The following is a 16,508-nucleotide window of genomic DNA, read 5'->3' as shown; positions in this document are numbered from 1 at the left end:
GGATCGATGAACGCAACCACGGCCGCACAGGCCGCCGACATCGTCGCCGCGCTGCTGTTCATCTTCAGCCTGGCCGGACTCTCGCAACACCGCACCTCCCGCGCCGGAGTGGCGTACGGCATCGGCGGCATGGCGCTGGCGCTGGTCGCCACCGTCGTCGCCGCGGCACAGGACATCCCGGGCACCGCCGTCGTGCTGATCGTCGCCGCCACGGTCGTCGGCGGTGCCATCGGCCTGTGGCGGGCGCGCCGGGTCGAGATGACCCAGATGCCCGAGCTCATCGCCGTCCTGCACAGCCTCGTCGGCCTGGCCGCGGTGCTGGTCGGCTGGAACAGCTACTACGAGGTGGAGGCGCACGGCGCCGCGCAGACCCGGGTCGCCGGCGACCTGCTCGGCATCCACCACGCGGAGGTGTTCATCGGCATCTTCATCGGCGCGGTCACCTTCACCGGATCCATCGTCGCCTACCTGAAGCTGTCAGCGCGGATCAAGTCCCGTCCGCTGACCCTGCCCGGCAAGAACGCCCTCAACCTCGGGGCGCTGGCCGCCTTCGTGGCCCTGACGGTGTGGTTCACGGTGAGCCCGGACCTCGGCCTGATGATCGCCGTCACCGCGCTGGCGCTCGTGCTCGGCTGGCACCTGGTCGTCTCGATCGGCGGCGGTGACATGCCCGTCGTCGTCTCGATGCTCAACAGCTACTCGGGCTGGGCCGCGGCCGCGGCGGGATTCCTGCTCAACAACAACCTGCTCATCGTCACCGGCGCGCTCGTCGGCTCCTCCGGCGCCTACCTGTCGTACGTCATGTGCAAGGCGATGAACCGGTCCTTCCTCTCGGTGATCGCCGGGGGCTTCGGCGCCCCGGCGCCGACGGGCGGCGACGCCGTACAGGGCGAGCACCGCGAGACCTCCGCGGAGGAGACCGCCGAACTCCTGGAGAACGCCACGTCGGTGATCATCACGCCCGGCTACGGCATGGCGGTGGCCCAGGCGCAGCACCCGGTGGCGGAGCTGACCCAGGCGCTGCGGCGGCGCGGGGTCGAGGTCCGCTTCGGCGTCCACCCGGTGGCCGGCCGGCTGCCCGGGCACATGAACGTGCTGCTCGCCGAGGCCCGGGTGCCGTACGACGTCGTGCTGGAGATGGACGAGATCAACGACGACTTCGGCGACACCACGGTGGTACTGGTGATCGGCGCCAACGACACCGTCAACCCGGCGGCGGAGGAGGACCCGTCCAGCCCCATCGCCGGCATGCCGGTGCTGCGGGTGTGGGAGGCGGAGAACGTGATCGTCTTCAAGCGGTCCATGTCCTCGGGGTACGCGGGGGTGCAGAACCCGCTGTTCTTCCGCGAGAACAGCCGCATGCTCTTCGGCGACGCCAAGGAGAGCGTGGACGCCATCCTGCGCTCGCTGAGCACGCCCGACCCCGCTTCCGCGGCGTCGCGGGGCCTGCGCACCGACCAGCAGCCCGCCCCTGCCTGACGGGTGCTGCACCCACGGCGGTGGGGCGGGGGAAGCGCGGCTTCCCCCGCCCCCGTCCGCCGTGCCGCCGGTGCTCCGCCGCGGGCCTTCGCATGCCGACGGCCGATTTCCGACCAAGCCTTGTCCATCCTGCGGCTGAATTGCATACCGAAATCTGTATTCTTGGCACTGTGCAAAGAACTCAGCCGACAGGGGGGCTCATGCGCGAGAGAAGCACCGCGGCCGCCGTCGTCCGGGTCACCCGGCCGGCACCGTTGCGCCAGGCCGTCTACGAGGCCCTGATCGACCTGATCGTCAACGGCACCCTCAGACCGGGCCAGCACCTGGTCGAGGCCGAACTCGCCGACCACCTCGGGGTCTCCCGCCAGCCGGTGCGCGAGGCGCTGCAACGGCTGCAGACCGACGGCTGGGTCGACCTGCGCCCCGCCCAGGGCGCCTTCGTCCACTCCCCCACGCAGGAGGAGGCCACCCAGCTCCTCAGCGTCCGCGCCGTGCTGGAGACCCACTCCGCGCACGGCGCAGCGCTGCACGCCACGGACGCGGACGTGGCACACCTGTGGGAACTGCAGGACGCCGGCATCGCCGCCCTGGCGGCGGACGACGCCCGCGGGATCGTCGAGGCCAACGCCGCACTGCACGGCTTCATCACCGAACTGTCCCGCAACCAGGTCCTCGGCGAGCTGATCCTCCAGGTCGACCGGCGGGTGCGCTGGTACTACATGCCCATCGCACGGCCCCGCGGCCGGGACGCCTGGAACGAGCACGCCACCATCATCGAGGCCATCGCCCTGGGCGACGCGGAGCGTTCCGAGGAGCTGATGCGCCGCCACACCCGGAACACCACCGACTTCTACTGCCGGCAGATCGCCGCCGCCGTCGACGCCGGGAGGGCGTGAGGGCCCACGGGAACGCCGGACGGTCCGGGGGCAGGGGGGCACCCGGACCGTCGTCGAGGGGGGAACAGGAGTACGGGGAGCACGGGAGGGACGGGCGGGGCCGGGCGGAGCAGGGAGCGCACCCCACCGGCCGGCCCCGCCTCCGTGACGCGGGCACCCGGTGCGGAACTGCCGCCGTCCCGGGCCGGGCTCCTACGCCCGCGCACGTTCGATGGGGGGCTCCTCGCGGAGCCCCGGTACCGCAACCGTCAGGTGGTCGCCTCGGCAGGGGCGGCGGTGAGGCCGCCCACCGGGGCCACGGGGCTCCCGTCGCCGCTGCGGCGGGGGGCGCCGGGCTGCCGCAGGAACACCGTGATCAGCGCGGAGAGGAAGGCGATGCCCCCGGCCAGGCAGTACGCGCCGGTGTAGCCCCAGGCCGCGACCACCCCGGCGGCCACACCACCGCCGCCGACGCCGCCGACCAGCTTGGCGCTGTAGACCAGCCCGTAGTTCTGCGCGTTGTTGTTCTCCCCGAAGTAGTCCGGAGTGAGCGCGGCGAACAGCGGGTAGAACGCCCCGCCGCCGAAACCGTTGAGGAACGCGAAGAACAGGAACAGGGGTTCGTTGTGCGCCTGGCCCGACCACAGCACGCCGAACTGCGCCAGTCCCGCCACCACCAGGACCAGACCGAGCGTCTGACGCCGGCCCAGGTAGTCCGACAACCAGCCCACGATCGCCCGGCCGACACCGTTGACCACGGCGAGCACACCCGCCGAGGAGGCCGCGACCAGCGGGCCGAAGCCCAGGCTCTTGGCGAACGGGACCTGGAAGTTGATGCCGAAGAGCGACACGCCGCCGATGCAGACCAGGGCGAACCACATCAGCGGCAGCTGCCCGGTCCTGATCGCCTCCATCGGGGTGAACTGGCCCTTGGCGGGCGGGTTCTTGGCCAGGCGCTTGGCGACCCGCCTCGCGTCCTCGGTCACACCGCGGTTCAGCGGGTCCACGTCGTGCGGCCACCAGCTCTTCGGCGGGTCGCGGAAGAACATCCCGCAGAAGGCGACGACCAGCACCATGCCCAGCGCGATCAGGTCGAGGACCATCTTGTAGTTGGACGGGTGGAACCAGTAGTTGAAGACGAAGATGAGCGGGAGGGTTCCGTAGGCGAAGCCGCCGTTCACGAACCCGGTACGGGCGCCCTTGTTGTCGGGGTACCACTTGCCGACCATGTTGATGCAGGTGGCGTACACCAGGCCGGCGCCCGTACCGCCCAGCACCGAGTAACCGGCGATCACCACGTAGGGGTTGCCGAGGTGCGAGAGCGCCAGGAAGCCCAGACCGGAGAAGACCGCTCCGGCGAGCATGGCCGTCCTGGCCGGCAGGACCCCGGTCTCCCGCAGCCGTCCCGCGGGGAACGCGACGCCCGCCTGGAAGACCGCCCAGATGCTGGCGATCCAGAACGTCTCGGTGAGGGTCCATCCGTGGGCGTGCTCGAGCACCGCCTCGGCGGAGCTGTAGCCGTACTCGTAGACGCTGACGCCCATCATCGCGATCCAGGGGAGCCAGACCATCCAGGCCCTGGGCCTCCCGAGGAGGGAGGCGTCGGTCTCCCCGACCCGGTAGACGCGGCCGTTCGCGTCGGTGACCTCCCGGTACTGGCCGGGAGTCACGTGCGGTGTTGCTGACATCGGTGCCTTCCCTTGCGTGAAAAGAACCTGGCGTGCGCCCCCTGGGCCTTTCTCTTCATGCGGAGGGGTGGAGCGGACCATCCCTGCGGCTCGGCCCGGCATGGCCGGGCCCGGTGGTACGTCGTCCGGGCGACTGAGGTCCAGGGCGGCAACCCGGACCGTGACAGCGCGCAGGCGGGTGACACGGTGGTACGGCCCCGGGCATGGCTGTTCGGCCGTGCTCAGGGAGTGTTGAGGCAGACATTCAGCTGGTCAGCGCGATTCTCCATACTGGAGATTGCATACGGTATGGACCTGCGAAACGGGGTGTCCAGGGGACGACGGGAAGATTGACCAGCGCATTACCAACCGATCAAGCCCGCACCGCGCCCGTCCCGGCGGGCAACTCAGGCAGCTCCAGGGCGCGTTGTCCCAGGTCGGAGGGGTAACTGCCACTGCCCGTCGGATGGTTGCCCGGGGCATCCGATGCCTTCGCGCCGCGGACCGGGCCGGGTCCGGGTAAAGGATCGGTAAGGAGGGGGCGGCACCCTTGTTACGCGCTCAGGCGCCCGAACCTCCGTAGCGCCAGCGGCAGGAACACCGCCAGCAGGGCCAGCGGCAGGCCACCGCGGCCCAGACGTGGCCGGATTCACCACCGGGACCGCCGAACAGGTCGCGTACCGCCGTCGCCGTCCGGGACATCGGGTTCCACTGGACGGCCGTGCCCAGCCAGCCGGGCATGGAGTCGGGCGTGGCGAGGGACGCGGCGAGGTCGAGGCGGCGCCGCATGCCGCCGCTGTACTGCCGGACCGCCTTGCGTCCGGTGTCCGCGAGGCCGAAGCGCCCGAGCAGTTCGCCGGCGCGCTCGCGCGCCCGGCGGGCGCCGAGATGGTGCAGGCGCGCGAACATCTCCAGGTTCTGGCGGCCGCCGAGTTGCTCGTCCAGGGCCGCGTGCTGCCCGAGCAGGCCGATGCGGAACCGCACCTCCCGGGCCTCGGTCACCACGTCGTACCCGGCCACCTCGACGCGGCCGCGGTCCAGCCGGAGCAGGGTGGACAGGATCCGGACCAGGGTCGTCTTGCCCGCGCCGTTGGGGCCGAGCACCCCGTGCACGGTGCCGCGCGCGACCAGCAGGTCGAGCCCGTCCAGCGCCGGTTTGTCGCGGTACTTCTTGTACGCCCCCTCGACGGTGATGGCTGCGTCGGTCATGGGCCACTCCCCCACTGGGCAACTAGTCAAACTTGACTACCGGCGCAAAGTAGCGGGCGCGGAATCCATTCGTCAAATGTGACTAGTGCTCGTCCCCGGGATGCGGTTCGCCCGTCGTGTACGGGTTCTCCTCGCCCTGCGCGAGCACGCCCACGAAGGGCTCGCCCTCCCCGGCGAAGGTGTAGGCGCCGCCCTCGATCCGCTCGACGAGCCCACGGGTCCACGCGGCGTCGGAGTCGGCCGTGTGCACCCAGAGGTTCATGATCTCGCCGATGTGGCCGAGCCGGCCGGGGCCCTCCTCGGGGACGTAGTGCTCGGTGACGGCGGCCCGCCACTCCCCGATCCTGCGGATCCGCTCCCTCAGCAGGTCCAGTGCCTCGTCCCGGCGCAGGTCGACGATGAAGCCGATGGCCGCGGACTGGAGGTCCATCTTCTGGTCGTAGGCGACCAGCGCCTCGTGCAGGAGGCGCAGGAACTCCTCGGTCCCGGTGTCCGTGATCTCGTACTCGGTGCGGGGCGGGCCGCCCGCCGTCGACGGGGCGACCTCGTGGGCGTGCAGCAGTCCCTGCTTCGCCATCTGCTTCAGGGCGTGGTAGATCGAGCCGGGCTTGGCGTTGGACCACTCGTGCGCGCCCCAGTACTCCAGGTCGTTGCGCACCTGGTAGCCGTGGGCCCGCCCGTGCTGGCGGACCGCGCCCAGGACGAGGAGACGGATCGCTGACATGCCGTCCAGGTTAGGCCGAACGGCACCGGGCCCCGCACGCGCCCCGGCACCGCCGTGCCGCAGCAGGTGCCGGTCCGGTGTCGGGCCCCGTGTACGTCCCCCGTCCGGTCAGCCCGCGGGGTTGCGGCGGCCGCTCCGGCCGCCCCGGCCCTCGGTGCCGGCCACCGGCCGCCGCCCGGAGCCGCGGGTCCCCGTACCGGAACCGGCACCGGAAGCCGCGCCCGCCGCTCCCCGGCGGTCGGCTCCCCGGCCGCCCGAACTGCCTGCGCCACCCGTCGTCCCGCGCGCGTCCGCCCGGCGGGCGCCACCGCGAGCACCGGTCCCGGTGGCGGCACCTGCCGCCGCCCCGGCTCCGCCGCCGCCGCTGCGGCGTCGGCGAGCGGGCCGCCCGCCGTTCTCGGTGCCGTTCTTCTGGCGGGACGCCTTCGGCGCGGCCGGCGGCTGGGGCACCTCGATGGTGACGGCCACGCCGGACGGCTCACGGGCGCCGGTGATGGTCGCCAGTTGCGCGTCGCTCGAGGTGATGCGGGCCGTCCGGGGGCGGATGCCCGCGTCCGACATGAGCCGGGTCACGTCCCGCTTCTGGTCGGGCAGGACCAGCGTGACCACGCTGCCGGAGCCGCCGGCGCGGGCCGTGCGGCCGCCCCGGTGGACGTAGTCCTTGTGGTCCATGGGGGGATCGACGTTCACGACGAGGTCGAGGTCGTCGATGTGTATGCCGCGGGCCGCGACGTTCGTGGCGACCAGCGCGGTGACCTGGCCGTTCTTGAACTGCTCCAGGGTGCGGTTGCGCTGCGGCTGGGAGCGGCCCCCGTGCAGCGCCGCCGCGCGGACACCGACGGCCAGCAGCCGCTTGGCGAGCCGGTCGGCGGACCGTTTGGTGTCGAGGAAGAGGATGACCCGGCCGTCGCGTGCCGCGATGCGCGTGGTGACGGCCTTCTTGTCGGTCTCGTCCAGGACGTGGAGCACGTGGTGCTCCATCGTGGTCACCGCCCCCGCGGACGGGTCCACGGAGTGCACCACGGGGTCGGTCAGGAACCGCTGCACCAAGCGGTCGATGTTGCCGTCCAGGGTGGCCGAGAAGAGCATCCGCTGCCCGTCGGGCCGCACACGCTCGATCAGCCTGGTGATCTGCGGCAGGAAGCCCATGTCCGTCATCTGGTCGGCCTCGTCCAGCACCGTGATGCCCACGCTGCCGAGCACGCAGTCGCCGTGCTCCACCAGGTCGTTCAGCCTGCCGGGGGTGGCCACGAGCACCTCGACGCCGCGCCGGAGCGTGGCGGCCTGCTTGGTCATGGACAGCCCGCCGACCACGGTGGCCATGCGGAGGTTCACCGCCGTCGCGTACGGGGTCAGCGCGTCCGTCACCTGCTGGGCGAGTTCCCGGGTGGGCACCAGCACGAGGGCGAGGGGCGCCTTGGGCTCCGCGCGCAGTCCGGCCGTACGGGCGAGCAGCGCCAGTCCGAAGGCGAGGGTCTTGCCCGAGCCGGTGCGGCCCCGTCCCAGCAGGTCACGGCCGGCCAGCGAGTTGGGCAGCGTCGCGGCCTGGATGGGGAAGGGGGTGGTCACCCCCTGCGCGGTGAGGGTCTTCAGCAGCCCCGCGGGCATGTCGAGAGCGGCGAAGTCCTCGACCGCGGGAAGTGCGGGTGTCGTGCTTTCCGGCAGCCGGAATTCTCTCGGCGACGATGCGGACGGTGCGGACGACGGCGCGCGCCGATTCGATTTCTGGGGCCTGCGGGACATGCGGATATTTGCCTTCCTGGAGCAGCGCAAACCGGGGTCCGCACCATGACGGTGCGGACCCCGGTGAGCAGGTACGCGTCCGGCGATCAGGCGGGGACGATGTTCTCCGCCTGCGGGCCCTTCTGGCCCTGCGTGACGTCGAAGGTGACCCGCTGGCCCTCCAGGAGCTCACGGAAGCCCTGGGTGGCGATGTTCGAGTAGTGGGCGAAGACGTCGGGGCCGCCGCCGTCCTGCTCGATGAAGCCGAAACCCTTTTCGGCGTTGAACCACTTCACGGTTCCCTGTGCCATGACATTCTCCTTCAGTAGGCAGAGGGCCCATCCGGGGAATGCCGGAGAACAAATAATGCGCCTGCGGGAGATGAATTCCGTCAGGCGCACATAGGTTTCATGGGTACCACAACTGCAACCAGGACACCTTAGCACAGGCCGCGCCCCGGACGACGGGGCGCAAGCGGCGGCAGGCACGGGACGGCGGGCGGGCACCGTCGGTCACGACGCGTTCACGCCGCAGGGTGAAACACCCACCGGTTCATGTGCCGGAGGCTCGGCACGCCCCCGCCCGGGGGCGCGGGGACAGGTCCCCGCGCTCCCCGGTGTCCGGGATCCCGGCCGGCCGGGACCGGCCGGGATTGCGCGTCGTCAGCGCAGCAGCTTCACCGCCTCGACCACCAAGGGGTCCAGCCCGTCCGCCCCGGCGTCGACGAAGTCGAGGAGACGGGTGCGCATGCGCGGGTCCCAGAACCTGCCGATGTGCCCCGCGACGGCCTCGGCCGCCCGGTCGCCCGGCAGATGGACGAGGTTGGCCGCGATGTCGTTGGCCATCCGGCGCTCGGCCGGCACTGCGCCGGCCACCTCAGTCCACCACCGTCAGCAGCTGGTCCCTGTCCCGGTCGTGTTCCGCGCCGTCGGCCCGCCGCGGGCGGGCGAGCCCCACCTGCACGGCGGTCACCTTGTACTCCGGGCAGTTGGTCGCCCAGTCGGAGTTCTCCGTGGTCACCACGTTCGCCCCGGTCACCGGGTGGTGGAAGGTGGTGTACACGACCCCGGGCGGCATGCGGTCGGAGATCTCGGCCTTCAGCGTCGTCTCCCCCACCCGGCTCGCCAGGGTCACCGTGTCGCCGTCCACGATGCCGCGGACCTCGGCGTCGTGGGGGTGCAGCTCCAGCACGTCCTCCGGGTGCCAGGCGACGTTGCCGGTACGGCGGGTCTGCGCGCCCACGTTGTACTGGCTGAGGATCCGTCCCGTGGTCAGGATCAGCGGGAAGCGCCGGGTGCTGCGCTCGGCGGTCGGCACGAAGGTGGTGACCACGAACTTGCCCTTGCCCCGCACGAACTCGTCCACGTGCATGATGGGCGTGCCCTCGGGGGCCTTCTCGTTGCACGGCCACTGGACGCTGCCCAGCTTGTCCAGCAGCTGGAAGGAGACACCGGTGAAGGTCGGCGTGACCTGGGCGATCTCGTCCATGATCTGACCGGGGTGGTCGTACGCCATGGGGTGGCCCATGGCGGTGGCGATCTCGGAGACGATCTGCCACTCGTGCTTGCCCGTCTTCGGCTTCATCACCGCGCGCACCCGGTTGATGCGGCGCTCGGCGTTGGTGAAGGTGCCGTCCTTCTCCAGGAAGGACGCGCCGGGCAGGAAGACGTGCGCGAACTTCGCCGTCTCGTTGAGGAACAGGTCCTGGACGACGACCAGTTCCATGGCCTCCAGCGCGGCGGTGACGTGCTTGAGGTTGGGGTCGGACTGGGCGATGTCCTCGCCGTGCACGAACAGGCCGCGGAACGTCCCGTCGATGGCCGCGTCGAACATGTTCGGGATGCGCAGCCCGGGCTCGGCAAGGATCGTGCCGCCCCAGAGGTTCTCGAACACGGTGCGCACGGCGTCGTCGGAGACGTGCCGGTAGCCGGGCAGCTCGTGCGGGAACGAACCCATGTCGCAGGAGCCCTGGACGTTGTTCTGGCCGCGCAACGGGTTCACCCCGACGCCGTCGCGGCCGAGGTTGCCGCAGGCCATCGCCAGGTTGGCCATGCCCATCACCATGGTCGAGCCCTGGCTGTGCTCGGTGACGCCAAGACCGTAGTAGATGGCGCCGTTCGGGGCCTGCGCGTACAGCCGTGCCGCCGCGCGCAGTTCCCCGGCCGGCACCCCGGTGAGCTCCTCCGTGGCCTCCGGGCTGTTCTCCGGGCGGGCGATGAACTCCGCCCACTCGTCGAAGTCCTCGCACCGCGCGTCCACGAAGGCCCGGTCGACCAGCCCCTCGGTGACCACCACGTGCGCCATGGCGTTCACGACGGCCACGTTGGTGCTGGGCCGCAGCTGCAGGTGGTGCTCGGCCTGGACGTGCGGGGAGCGCACCAGGTCGATGCGGCGCGGGTCCACGACGATGAGCTTGGCGCCCTCGCGCAGCCGGCGCTTCATCCGCGAGGCGAACACCGGGTGCCCGTCCGTGGGGTTGGCGCCGATCACCATGATGACGTCGGCCTCGGCCACGGACCGGAAGTCCTGGGTGCCGGCCGACTCGCCGAAGGTCTGCTTGAGCCCGTACCCCGTCGGGGAGTGGCAGACCCGGGCGCAGGTGTCGACGTTGTTGTTGCCGAAGGCGGCGCGCACCATCTTCTGGACGACGTACACCTCTTCGTTCGTGCACCGCGAGGAGGTGATGGCGCCGATCGCGCCCGACCCGTACTGCTGCTGGAGCTCGCGCATCCGGCGGGCGACCGTGCCGATCGCCTCGTCCCACTCGACCTCGCGCCACGGGTCGGTGATCTTCTCGCGGACCATGGGCTTCAGCACCCGGTCGGGGTGGCTGGCGTAGCCGAAGGCGAAGCGGCCCTTCACGCAGGAGTGGCCCTCGTTGGCGCCGCCGTCCTTGTACGGCACCATCCGCACCAGCTCGTCGCCGCGCAGCTCGGCCTTGAAGGAGCAGCCGACGCCGCAGTACGCGCAGGTGGTGACCACCGAGCGGGTGGGCATGCCGAGTTCGACCACCGACTTCTCCTGGAGCGTGGAGGTCGGGCAGGCCTGCACGCAGGCCCCGCAGGAGACGCACTCGGACTCCATGAAGCTCTCGCCGGCGCCGGCGGAGACCTTGGAGTCGAAGCCGCGCCCCTCGATGGTCAGCGCGAAGGTGCCCTGCACCTCGCCGCAGGCGCGGACGCAGCGGGAGCAGGCGATGCACTTGGACGCGTCGAAGTCGAAGTAGGGGTTGGAGGTGTCCTTCTCCGCGTCGAGGTGGTTCGCGCCCTCGTAGCCGTAGCGGACCTGCCGCAGCCCGACCACGCCGGCCATGTCCTGCAGCTCGCAGTCGCCGTTGGCCGGGCAGGTCAGGCAGTCCAGCGGGTGGTCGGAGATGTACAGCTCCATGACGCCCTGGCGGAGCTTCTCCACCTTGGGGGTCTGGGTCCGCACGCTCATCCCGTCCGCCACCGGCGTGGTGCAGGACGCCGGGGTGCCCCGCCGGCCGTCGATCTCCACCACGCACAGCCGGCAGGAGCCGAAGGGCTCCAGGCTGTCGGTGGCGCAGAGCTTGGGGATGTCGATGCCGGCGAGCGCGGCGGCGCGCATCACCGATGTGCCCTCCGGCACGGTCACCGGCATCCCGTCCACTTCCACCGCGACCGTCGCCGCGCCGGGGCGCTCCGGTGTGCCGAAGTCGGGTTCCTTCAGGAGTGTCATGCCGTGCCCTCCGTCCTTCCTCCATGGGCGTGCGTGCGTGGGATCGCCCGGCCGGGGTCGCGGGCGAGGAAGTCGTCGGGGAAGTGCGCGATGGCGCTGCGCACGGGCATCGGCGTGAGCCCGCCCATCGCGCACAGGGAGCCGTCGGTCATCAGCTCGCACAGGTCCTCGAGCAGGGCCAGGTTCTCGTCCCGCTGCTGACCGGCCACGATCTTGTCGATCACCTCGACGCCGCGGACCGATCCCACCCGGCAGGGCGTGCACTTGCCGCAGGACTCCTCGGCGCAGAACTCCATCGCGAACCGGGCCTGGGCGGCCATGTCGACGCTCTCGTCGAAGACGACGACGCCGCCGTGGCCCAGCATGGCACCCGCCTCGGCGAACGCCTCGTAGTCCATCGGCAGGTCGAACATCGACGTCGGCAGGTAGGCGCCGAGCGGCCCGCCGACCTGCACCGTGCGGACCGGCCGCCCGGAGAAGGTGCCGCCGCCGTACTCCTCGACCAGTTCGCGCAGCGTGACGCCGAAGGCGGTCTCCACGATCCCGCCGCGGGCGATGTTGCCGCCGAGCTGGAACACCTGGGTGCCGCGCGAGCGCTCCACGCCGAGTTCCCGGTACGCCTTGGCGCCCTCGGCGAGGATGACCGGCACCGTGGCGAGGGTGAGGACGTTGTTCACGACCGTCGGCTTGCCGAACAGCCCCTCGATGGCGGGGATCGGCGGCTTGGCCCGGACGGTGCCGCGCTTGCCCTCCAGGCTCTCCAGCATGGAGGTCTCCTCGCCGCAGATGTACGCGCCGGCGCCGACGCGTACGTGCAGGTCGAAGTCGAGCGGGGACCCAAGGATGCCCTCGCCGAGCCACCCCTGCTCGCGCGCGATGCCGATCGCCGCGCGCATCGTGGCCACCGCGTCGGGGTACTCGGAGCGGATGTAGAAGTAGCCCTCGCGGGCGCCCACGGCGTGCGCGGCGATCGTCATGCCCTCGATGAGCATGAAGGGGTCGCCCTCCATGACCATGCGGTCGGCGAAGGTGCCGCTGTCGCCCTCGTCGGCGTTGCAGCAGACGAACTTGAGTTCGTCGGCGCAGTCCATGACGGTCTTCCACTTGATGCCGGCCGGGAAGCCGGCGCCGCCGCGGCCGCGCAGGCCGGAGTCGGTGACCTCGGTGACGACGTCGGCGGGGGCCATGCCGAGGGCGGTGCGCAGTCCGGCCAGGCCGCCGTGGCGCAGGTAGTCCTCCGGCGAGAGGGGGTCGGTCACCCCGACCCGGGAGAAGGTGACCCGCGTCTGGCGGGCCAGCCAGGGCAGTTCGTCGACGACGCCGAGGCGCAGCGGGTGGTCCGCGCCTTCGAGCATGCCCGCCGCCAGCAGTCCCTCCACGTCCGAGGGGGCCACCGGCCCGTAGCCGACACGGCCGGCCGGGGTGACCACCTCGACCAGCGGCTCCAGCCACAGCATGCCGCGGGAGCCGTTGCGCACCACGTCGACGGGCGCCTCCCGCTCCGCCGCGACGCGCCGCAGCGCGTCCGCCACCTCGTCCGCGCCGACCGATCTGGCCGCCGAGTCACGCGGGACGTAGACCGTCACCGTGGAGTCGGAAGAGTTCTTCGTCATGCGACCGTCCCCTTGAGGATGGAGCCCAACCGGGCCGTGCCCACTCGTCCGTACAACCGGCCGTTCACCTCGACCGCCGGCCCCAGGGCGCAGTTGCCGAGGCAGAAGACCTGCTCGACGGTGACCGAACCGTCGGGGGTCGTCTCCCCCAGGGCCAGTCCCGCTTCCCGCGCGTAGCCCACCAGCGCGTCGGACCCGAGGGCCTGGCAGGCCTCGGCGCGGCAGATGCGCACCGTGGTCCGTCCCGCCGGCTCACGGCGGAAGTCGTGGTAGAAGGTCACCACTCCGTGGACGTCCGCCCTGGAGAGGTTGAACTCGTCGGCGAGCACCGGTATCGCCTCTTTCGGCACGCAGCCCAACTCGGCCTGCAGGGCATGCAGTACCGGTAGCAGGGCACCGCGCTGATCCCGATGGTCGGCCACAACCGTCCTGACCACGTCTTCGACCGTCATGTCACTCCCGCCGATCGTCATTGACCACTCCGCCTTCGCCAGGTCAGGGAGTTCGGGCGCGGGATCGTCACGAAGCCGCTTCGCCTTCCCGACGGTGCCGGCAGTACACGGCGACGATACCGCATACAAACTTCTGCATACAGAATCCTGCAGCCGGGACTTTCCCCAAGTCCCGGCACCCGGGCGCGTCTTGTCGCGACCGAAAGGCATGTTGCATACCAAAACCTGTATACTGACCGTTCCCGCCGCCGGCGACCCTCACGGCGGCCACCAGTGCAGAGCCGTCGGCCCACAGGCTCGGTGGCAGAACGGGGGAACCATGCGTGAGGCCCTGACGGCCGCGGCGACCCGCCGGGTCGCCCGCCCCGCACCACTGCGCCAGGCCGTGTACGACGCCCTGATCGAACTGATCATCAACGGCTCCCTCACACCGGGCCAGCACCTGGTCGAGGCCGAACTCGCCGAGCACCTCGGGGTCTCCCGCCAGCCGGTGCGCGAGGCCCTGCAGCGGCTGCAGACCGACGGCTGGGTCGACCTGCGCCCCGCCCAGGGCGCCTTCGTCCACTCCCCCACGCAGGAGGAGGCCGCCCAGCTGCTCGGCGTCCGCTCGGTGCTGGAGACGTACTCGGCCCGGCTCGCCGCCGAGAACGCCAAACCCGAGGACGTCGAACGCCTCTGGGAGCTGCAGAAGGAGGGCGTCGAGGCGCTCGCCGGGGGTGACGTGGAGCGCCTGGTCACGGCGAACACGGCGCTGCACTCCTTCATCACGTCCATCGCCGCGAACGCCGTGCTGGCCGAGCTGATCTCGCAGGTGAGCCGGAAGGTGCGGTGGTACTACACCCCCATCGCCAAGCCCCGCGGCAAGGACGCCTGGAACGAGCACGCCCAGCTCATCAAGGCCATCGCCAAGGGCGACGGCGACCGCGCCGGCGAGATCATGCGCAAGCACACCGAACGCACCGGCGACTACCGCAAGGCGGTCGCGGCGGGGGCGACGGCGCTGAGCTGAGCCGCCCCGCCCACCGCCGCCGACGCGGCCGTGTCCGCGGCCTCGACCGACGGGTGGACGGCCGAGGAGCCCAGGGCGTCGCGCAGTTCGTGCAGCCACGGCAGCACGGTGCGCAGCACGACCTCGTGCCCCGCGCCGTCCTCCCCGAGCATCGCGTCGGCGGGGACGAGGACCGGATCGGCCAGGACCGTGGAGGTGGCACTGCCGTGCGGTCCGCCTCCGTCCGGCCGGGCCGGGACGAACAGGTCGGGCGCGTGCGCGGGCACCAGCCACAGGGTCAGCCCGTCCCCGGCGGCCAGCGGCAGCGACGACCAGACGTAGCTGTCGGCCTCCCCCGCCGCGACCACCTCGCGCTTGCGGGCGCGCAGGGCGACCACCTCTCCCGAGCGGGTGGCGGTCGCGCCCGCGGCACCGTACGCGCCGTCCGTACCGTCCGCCAGGGCGAGGCTGCTGAGGTGGCGTCCGGCGGCCGTCTCGCCGCGCACCCAGCGGCTCCCGCACGCCTCGATCACGGCGACCGCCGCGTAGTGGGACTGCAGCACGGCCGCGGTCACCGGGCAGGTCCCGGCGATCCGCGCGACGACCTCGGCGGCCTCGGCCGGACCCAGGCCACCGCCGCCCAGGTCGGTGGAGACGGTCAGCCCGAGCAGCCCCGCCTCGCCCAGGGCGCTCACCGCGCGGCGCGGGAAGCTCCCCTCCCTGCCGGTCCGCTCGGCACGGGGCGCGATGACGTCGCTCAGGACACGGGAGAAGGCGTTGCGGTACGACACGAGGTGACCCCCTCGGGAACGGTTGCTGATCTGCCGTCAGGCAGCGGATGTGGGCACGACGACGGACGGGGCGGCCGGGCACGCGGGTGCGTGCGGGCCGGCCGCCCCGCCGGCGTGCGCGCGGACCAGCCGCCGGGAGCAGCCGTCCCGCGTCTCCCGGCAGGTTGCCGTCCGCCGGTCCGCGCGCAGGTCCTGGTGGGGGCTTGCGTGCCCCGGGTGGTTCAGGGGCGCGGGTCGATCTCCCGCAGCAGCCCCGTCGTGACGTCGAAGACGAATCCCCGGACGTCGTCGGTGTGGGGCAGGAACGGGGACGTACGCACCCGCTGCATCGACTGCCGGACGTCCTGGTCGACGTCCTGGAACGCCTCCACCGCCCAGGCAGGGCGCTGGCCGACCTCCAGCTCCAGCTCGTGGCGGAAGTCCTCGGTGAGGGTCTGCAGACCGCAGCCGGTGTGGTGGATCAGTATCACGCTGCGGGTCTTCAGGGCGCGCTGGCTGATGGTCAGCGACCGGATGGTGTCGTCGGTGACCACACCGCCGGCGTTGCGAATGGTGTGGCAGTCGCCCAGTTCCAGGCCGAGGGCGGCGTGCAGGTCGATCCGGGCGTCCATGCAGGCCACCACGGCCACCTGGAGCACGGGCCGGGCGCCCATGCCCGGGTCGGTGAACCCGGCGGCGTACTTGCGGTTGGACTCCACGAGGCGGTCGGTGACCGTCTCCCCGCCCGGGGCGCTGCCGCCGGGCTGTGCGGAACCGTACGTTGACGTCGTCATGACTTCCGGTGCGCTCCTTTTCTGGTGCGGCCGTCCACGTGCTCCGATCATCCACGCGGGCTGCCGGTCCGGGGCGGACCACGGCGGCACCTGCCGCTCCCGTGTCCGCCCGGCGGTCGATAGACGGGGTGTATCAACGCAGGCCGGACCGCACGGCGCACCGGCCCCGGTACGGCGGCGGGGTCCGCGGCGCCGGCGGGCCGCACACCGGGCGCCGCCCGTACGGCGGCGGGGCGCACCGCCGGGTCGTGTCACTGCCGGTGGAACGGCGCGCGTGGTCCGCGGTCATGTCAGATCACTCCCAGTGCCTTGAGCCCCGGCAACTCGTCCTCGTGGATGCCGAGTTCGGTGGTGTAGATGTCGTGGTTGTGTTCGCCGAGGAGGGGTGAGCGGTGGATGGTGGTGGGTGAGTCGGAGAGTCTGAGGGGGTTGCCGACGGTGGTGTAGGTGCCGCGTTCGGGGTGGTCGACTTCGACGACGATGTCGTTGGCCTTGAGGCTGGCGTCGTCGATGATC

14 protein-coding genes and 1 pseudogene are annotated in these 16,508 nt (G+C 71.7%); 3 read left to right on the top strand and 12 right to left on the bottom strand.

Annotated elements, in window-relative coordinates; all coding sequences use genetic code 11:
* The first annotated feature begins 6 nt into the window (after positions 1 to 6).
* On the top strand, positions 7 to 1,479 hold the full coding sequence (pntB, locus tag ABZ312_RS36975; RefSeq protein WP_500329819.1) for a Re/Si-specific NAD(P)(+) transhydrogenase subunit beta: 1,473 nt from the start codon (positions 7 to 9) through the stop codon (positions 1,477 to 1,479).
* A 200-nt stretch (positions 1,480 to 1,679) separates the two neighbouring features.
* A complete protein-coding gene (locus tag ABZ312_RS36970; RefSeq protein ID WP_500439613.1) occupies positions 1,680 to 2,375 on the top strand; it encodes a GntR family transcriptional regulator in 696 nt (231 codons plus the stop codon).
* 248 nt (positions 2,376 to 2,623) lie between these two features.
* Here ABZ312_RS36970 and ABZ312_RS36965 read toward each other — a convergent pair whose 3' ends face one another.
* The 9 genes and pseudogenes from ABZ312_RS36965 to ABZ312_RS36925 form a co-directional block, all read right to left on the bottom strand.
* The gene (locus ABZ312_RS36965; protein WP_500360064.1) at positions 2,624 to 4,042 is read right to left on the bottom strand and encodes an OFA family MFS transporter; all 1,419 of its coding nucleotides are present in this window, start codon (positions 4,040 to 4,042) and stop codon (positions 2,624 to 2,626) included.
* Positions 4,043 to 4,574: 532 nt separating this feature from the next.
* Positions 4,575 to 5,230 (bottom strand): annotated as a pseudogene (locus ABZ312_RS36960) (ATP-binding cassette domain-containing protein).
* An 82-nt stretch (positions 5,231 to 5,312) separates the two neighbouring features.
* Complete coding sequence (locus ABZ312_RS36955) at positions 5,313 to 5,954, bottom strand: PadR family transcriptional regulator (protein WP_500360066.1); 642 nt, start codon at positions 5,952 to 5,954, stop codon at positions 5,313 to 5,315.
* A gap of 108 nt (positions 5,955 to 6,062) precedes the next feature.
* Positions 6,063 to 7,697, bottom strand: coding sequence for a DEAD/DEAH box helicase (locus ABZ312_RS36950; protein ID WP_500439612.1), 1,635 nt, complete (start codon positions 7,695 to 7,697; stop codon positions 6,063 to 6,065).
* Between the two features lie 86 nt (positions 7,698 to 7,783).
* Complete coding sequence (locus tag ABZ312_RS36945; protein ID WP_319137404.1) at positions 7,784 to 7,987, bottom strand: cold-shock protein; 204 nt, start codon at positions 7,985 to 7,987, stop codon at positions 7,784 to 7,786.
* A gap of 351 nt (positions 7,988 to 8,338) precedes the next feature.
* Positions 8,339 to 8,521, bottom strand: a complete 183-nt coding sequence (locus ABZ312_RS36940) for a formate dehydrogenase subunit delta (RefSeq protein ID WP_500329841.1) — start codon at positions 8,519 to 8,521, stop codon at positions 8,339 to 8,341.
* Positions 8,522 to 8,552: 31 nt separating this feature from the next.
* Positions 8,553 to 11,375 (bottom strand): formate dehydrogenase subunit alpha, encoded by a 2,823-nt coding sequence (gene fdhF, locus ABZ312_RS36935; protein WP_500439611.1) that lies wholly within the window; start codon positions 11,373 to 11,375, stop codon positions 8,553 to 8,555.
* Positions 11,372 to 12,988 (bottom strand): formate dehydrogenase beta subunit, encoded by a 1,617-nt coding sequence (locus ABZ312_RS36930; RefSeq protein WP_500329828.1) that lies wholly within the window; start codon positions 12,986 to 12,988, stop codon positions 11,372 to 11,374. The genes fdhF and ABZ312_RS36930 overlap by 4 nt, the downstream gene beginning before the upstream one ends.
* On the bottom strand, positions 12,985 to 13,440 hold the full coding sequence (locus ABZ312_RS36925) for an NAD(P)H-dependent oxidoreductase subunit E (RefSeq protein ID WP_500329830.1): 456 nt from the start codon (positions 13,438 to 13,440) through the stop codon (positions 12,985 to 12,987). Before ABZ312_RS36925 ends, ABZ312_RS36930 begins: the two co-directional genes overlap by 4 nt.
* Positions 13,441 to 13,759: 319 nt before the next feature.
* Here ABZ312_RS36925 and ABZ312_RS36920 point away from each other — a divergent pair, with 319 nt between their 5' ends.
* Complete coding sequence (locus ABZ312_RS36920; RefSeq protein ID WP_500439610.1) at positions 13,760 to 14,449, top strand: GntR family transcriptional regulator; 690 nt, start codon at positions 13,760 to 13,762, stop codon at positions 14,447 to 14,449.
* Here ABZ312_RS36920 and ABZ312_RS36915 read toward each other — a convergent pair.
* From ABZ312_RS36915 to ABZ312_RS36905, 3 genes are all read right to left on the bottom strand, one after another.
* The gene (locus ABZ312_RS36915; protein ID WP_500439609.1) at positions 14,407 to 15,219 is read right to left on the bottom strand and encodes an acyl-CoA dehydrogenase family protein; all 813 of its coding nucleotides are present in this window, start codon (positions 15,217 to 15,219) and stop codon (positions 14,407 to 14,409) included. The two genes, ABZ312_RS36920 and ABZ312_RS36915, sit on opposite strands and share 43 nt — an antisense overlap.
* Before the next feature lie 221 nt (positions 15,220 to 15,440).
* Entirely contained in the window at positions 15,441 to 15,992 is a 552-nt protein-coding gene (locus ABZ312_RS36910; RefSeq protein WP_500329835.1) for a beta-class carbonic anhydrase, read from the bottom strand.
* Between the two features lie 290 nt (positions 15,993 to 16,282).
* Positions 16,283 to 16,508: CoA transferase (locus ABZ312_RS36905; protein ID WP_500439608.1), on the bottom strand; the 226-nt coding region annotated here is incomplete at its 5' end.

This window comes from Streptomyces sp. NPDC006207 (assembly GCF_040613835.1).
Lineage (GTDB): Bacteria > Actinomycetota > Actinomycetes > Streptomycetales > Streptomycetaceae > Actinacidiphila.
Note: the sequence above shows the minus strand (reverse complement) of the source record. Positions and strands in the feature narration are given on the sequence as shown.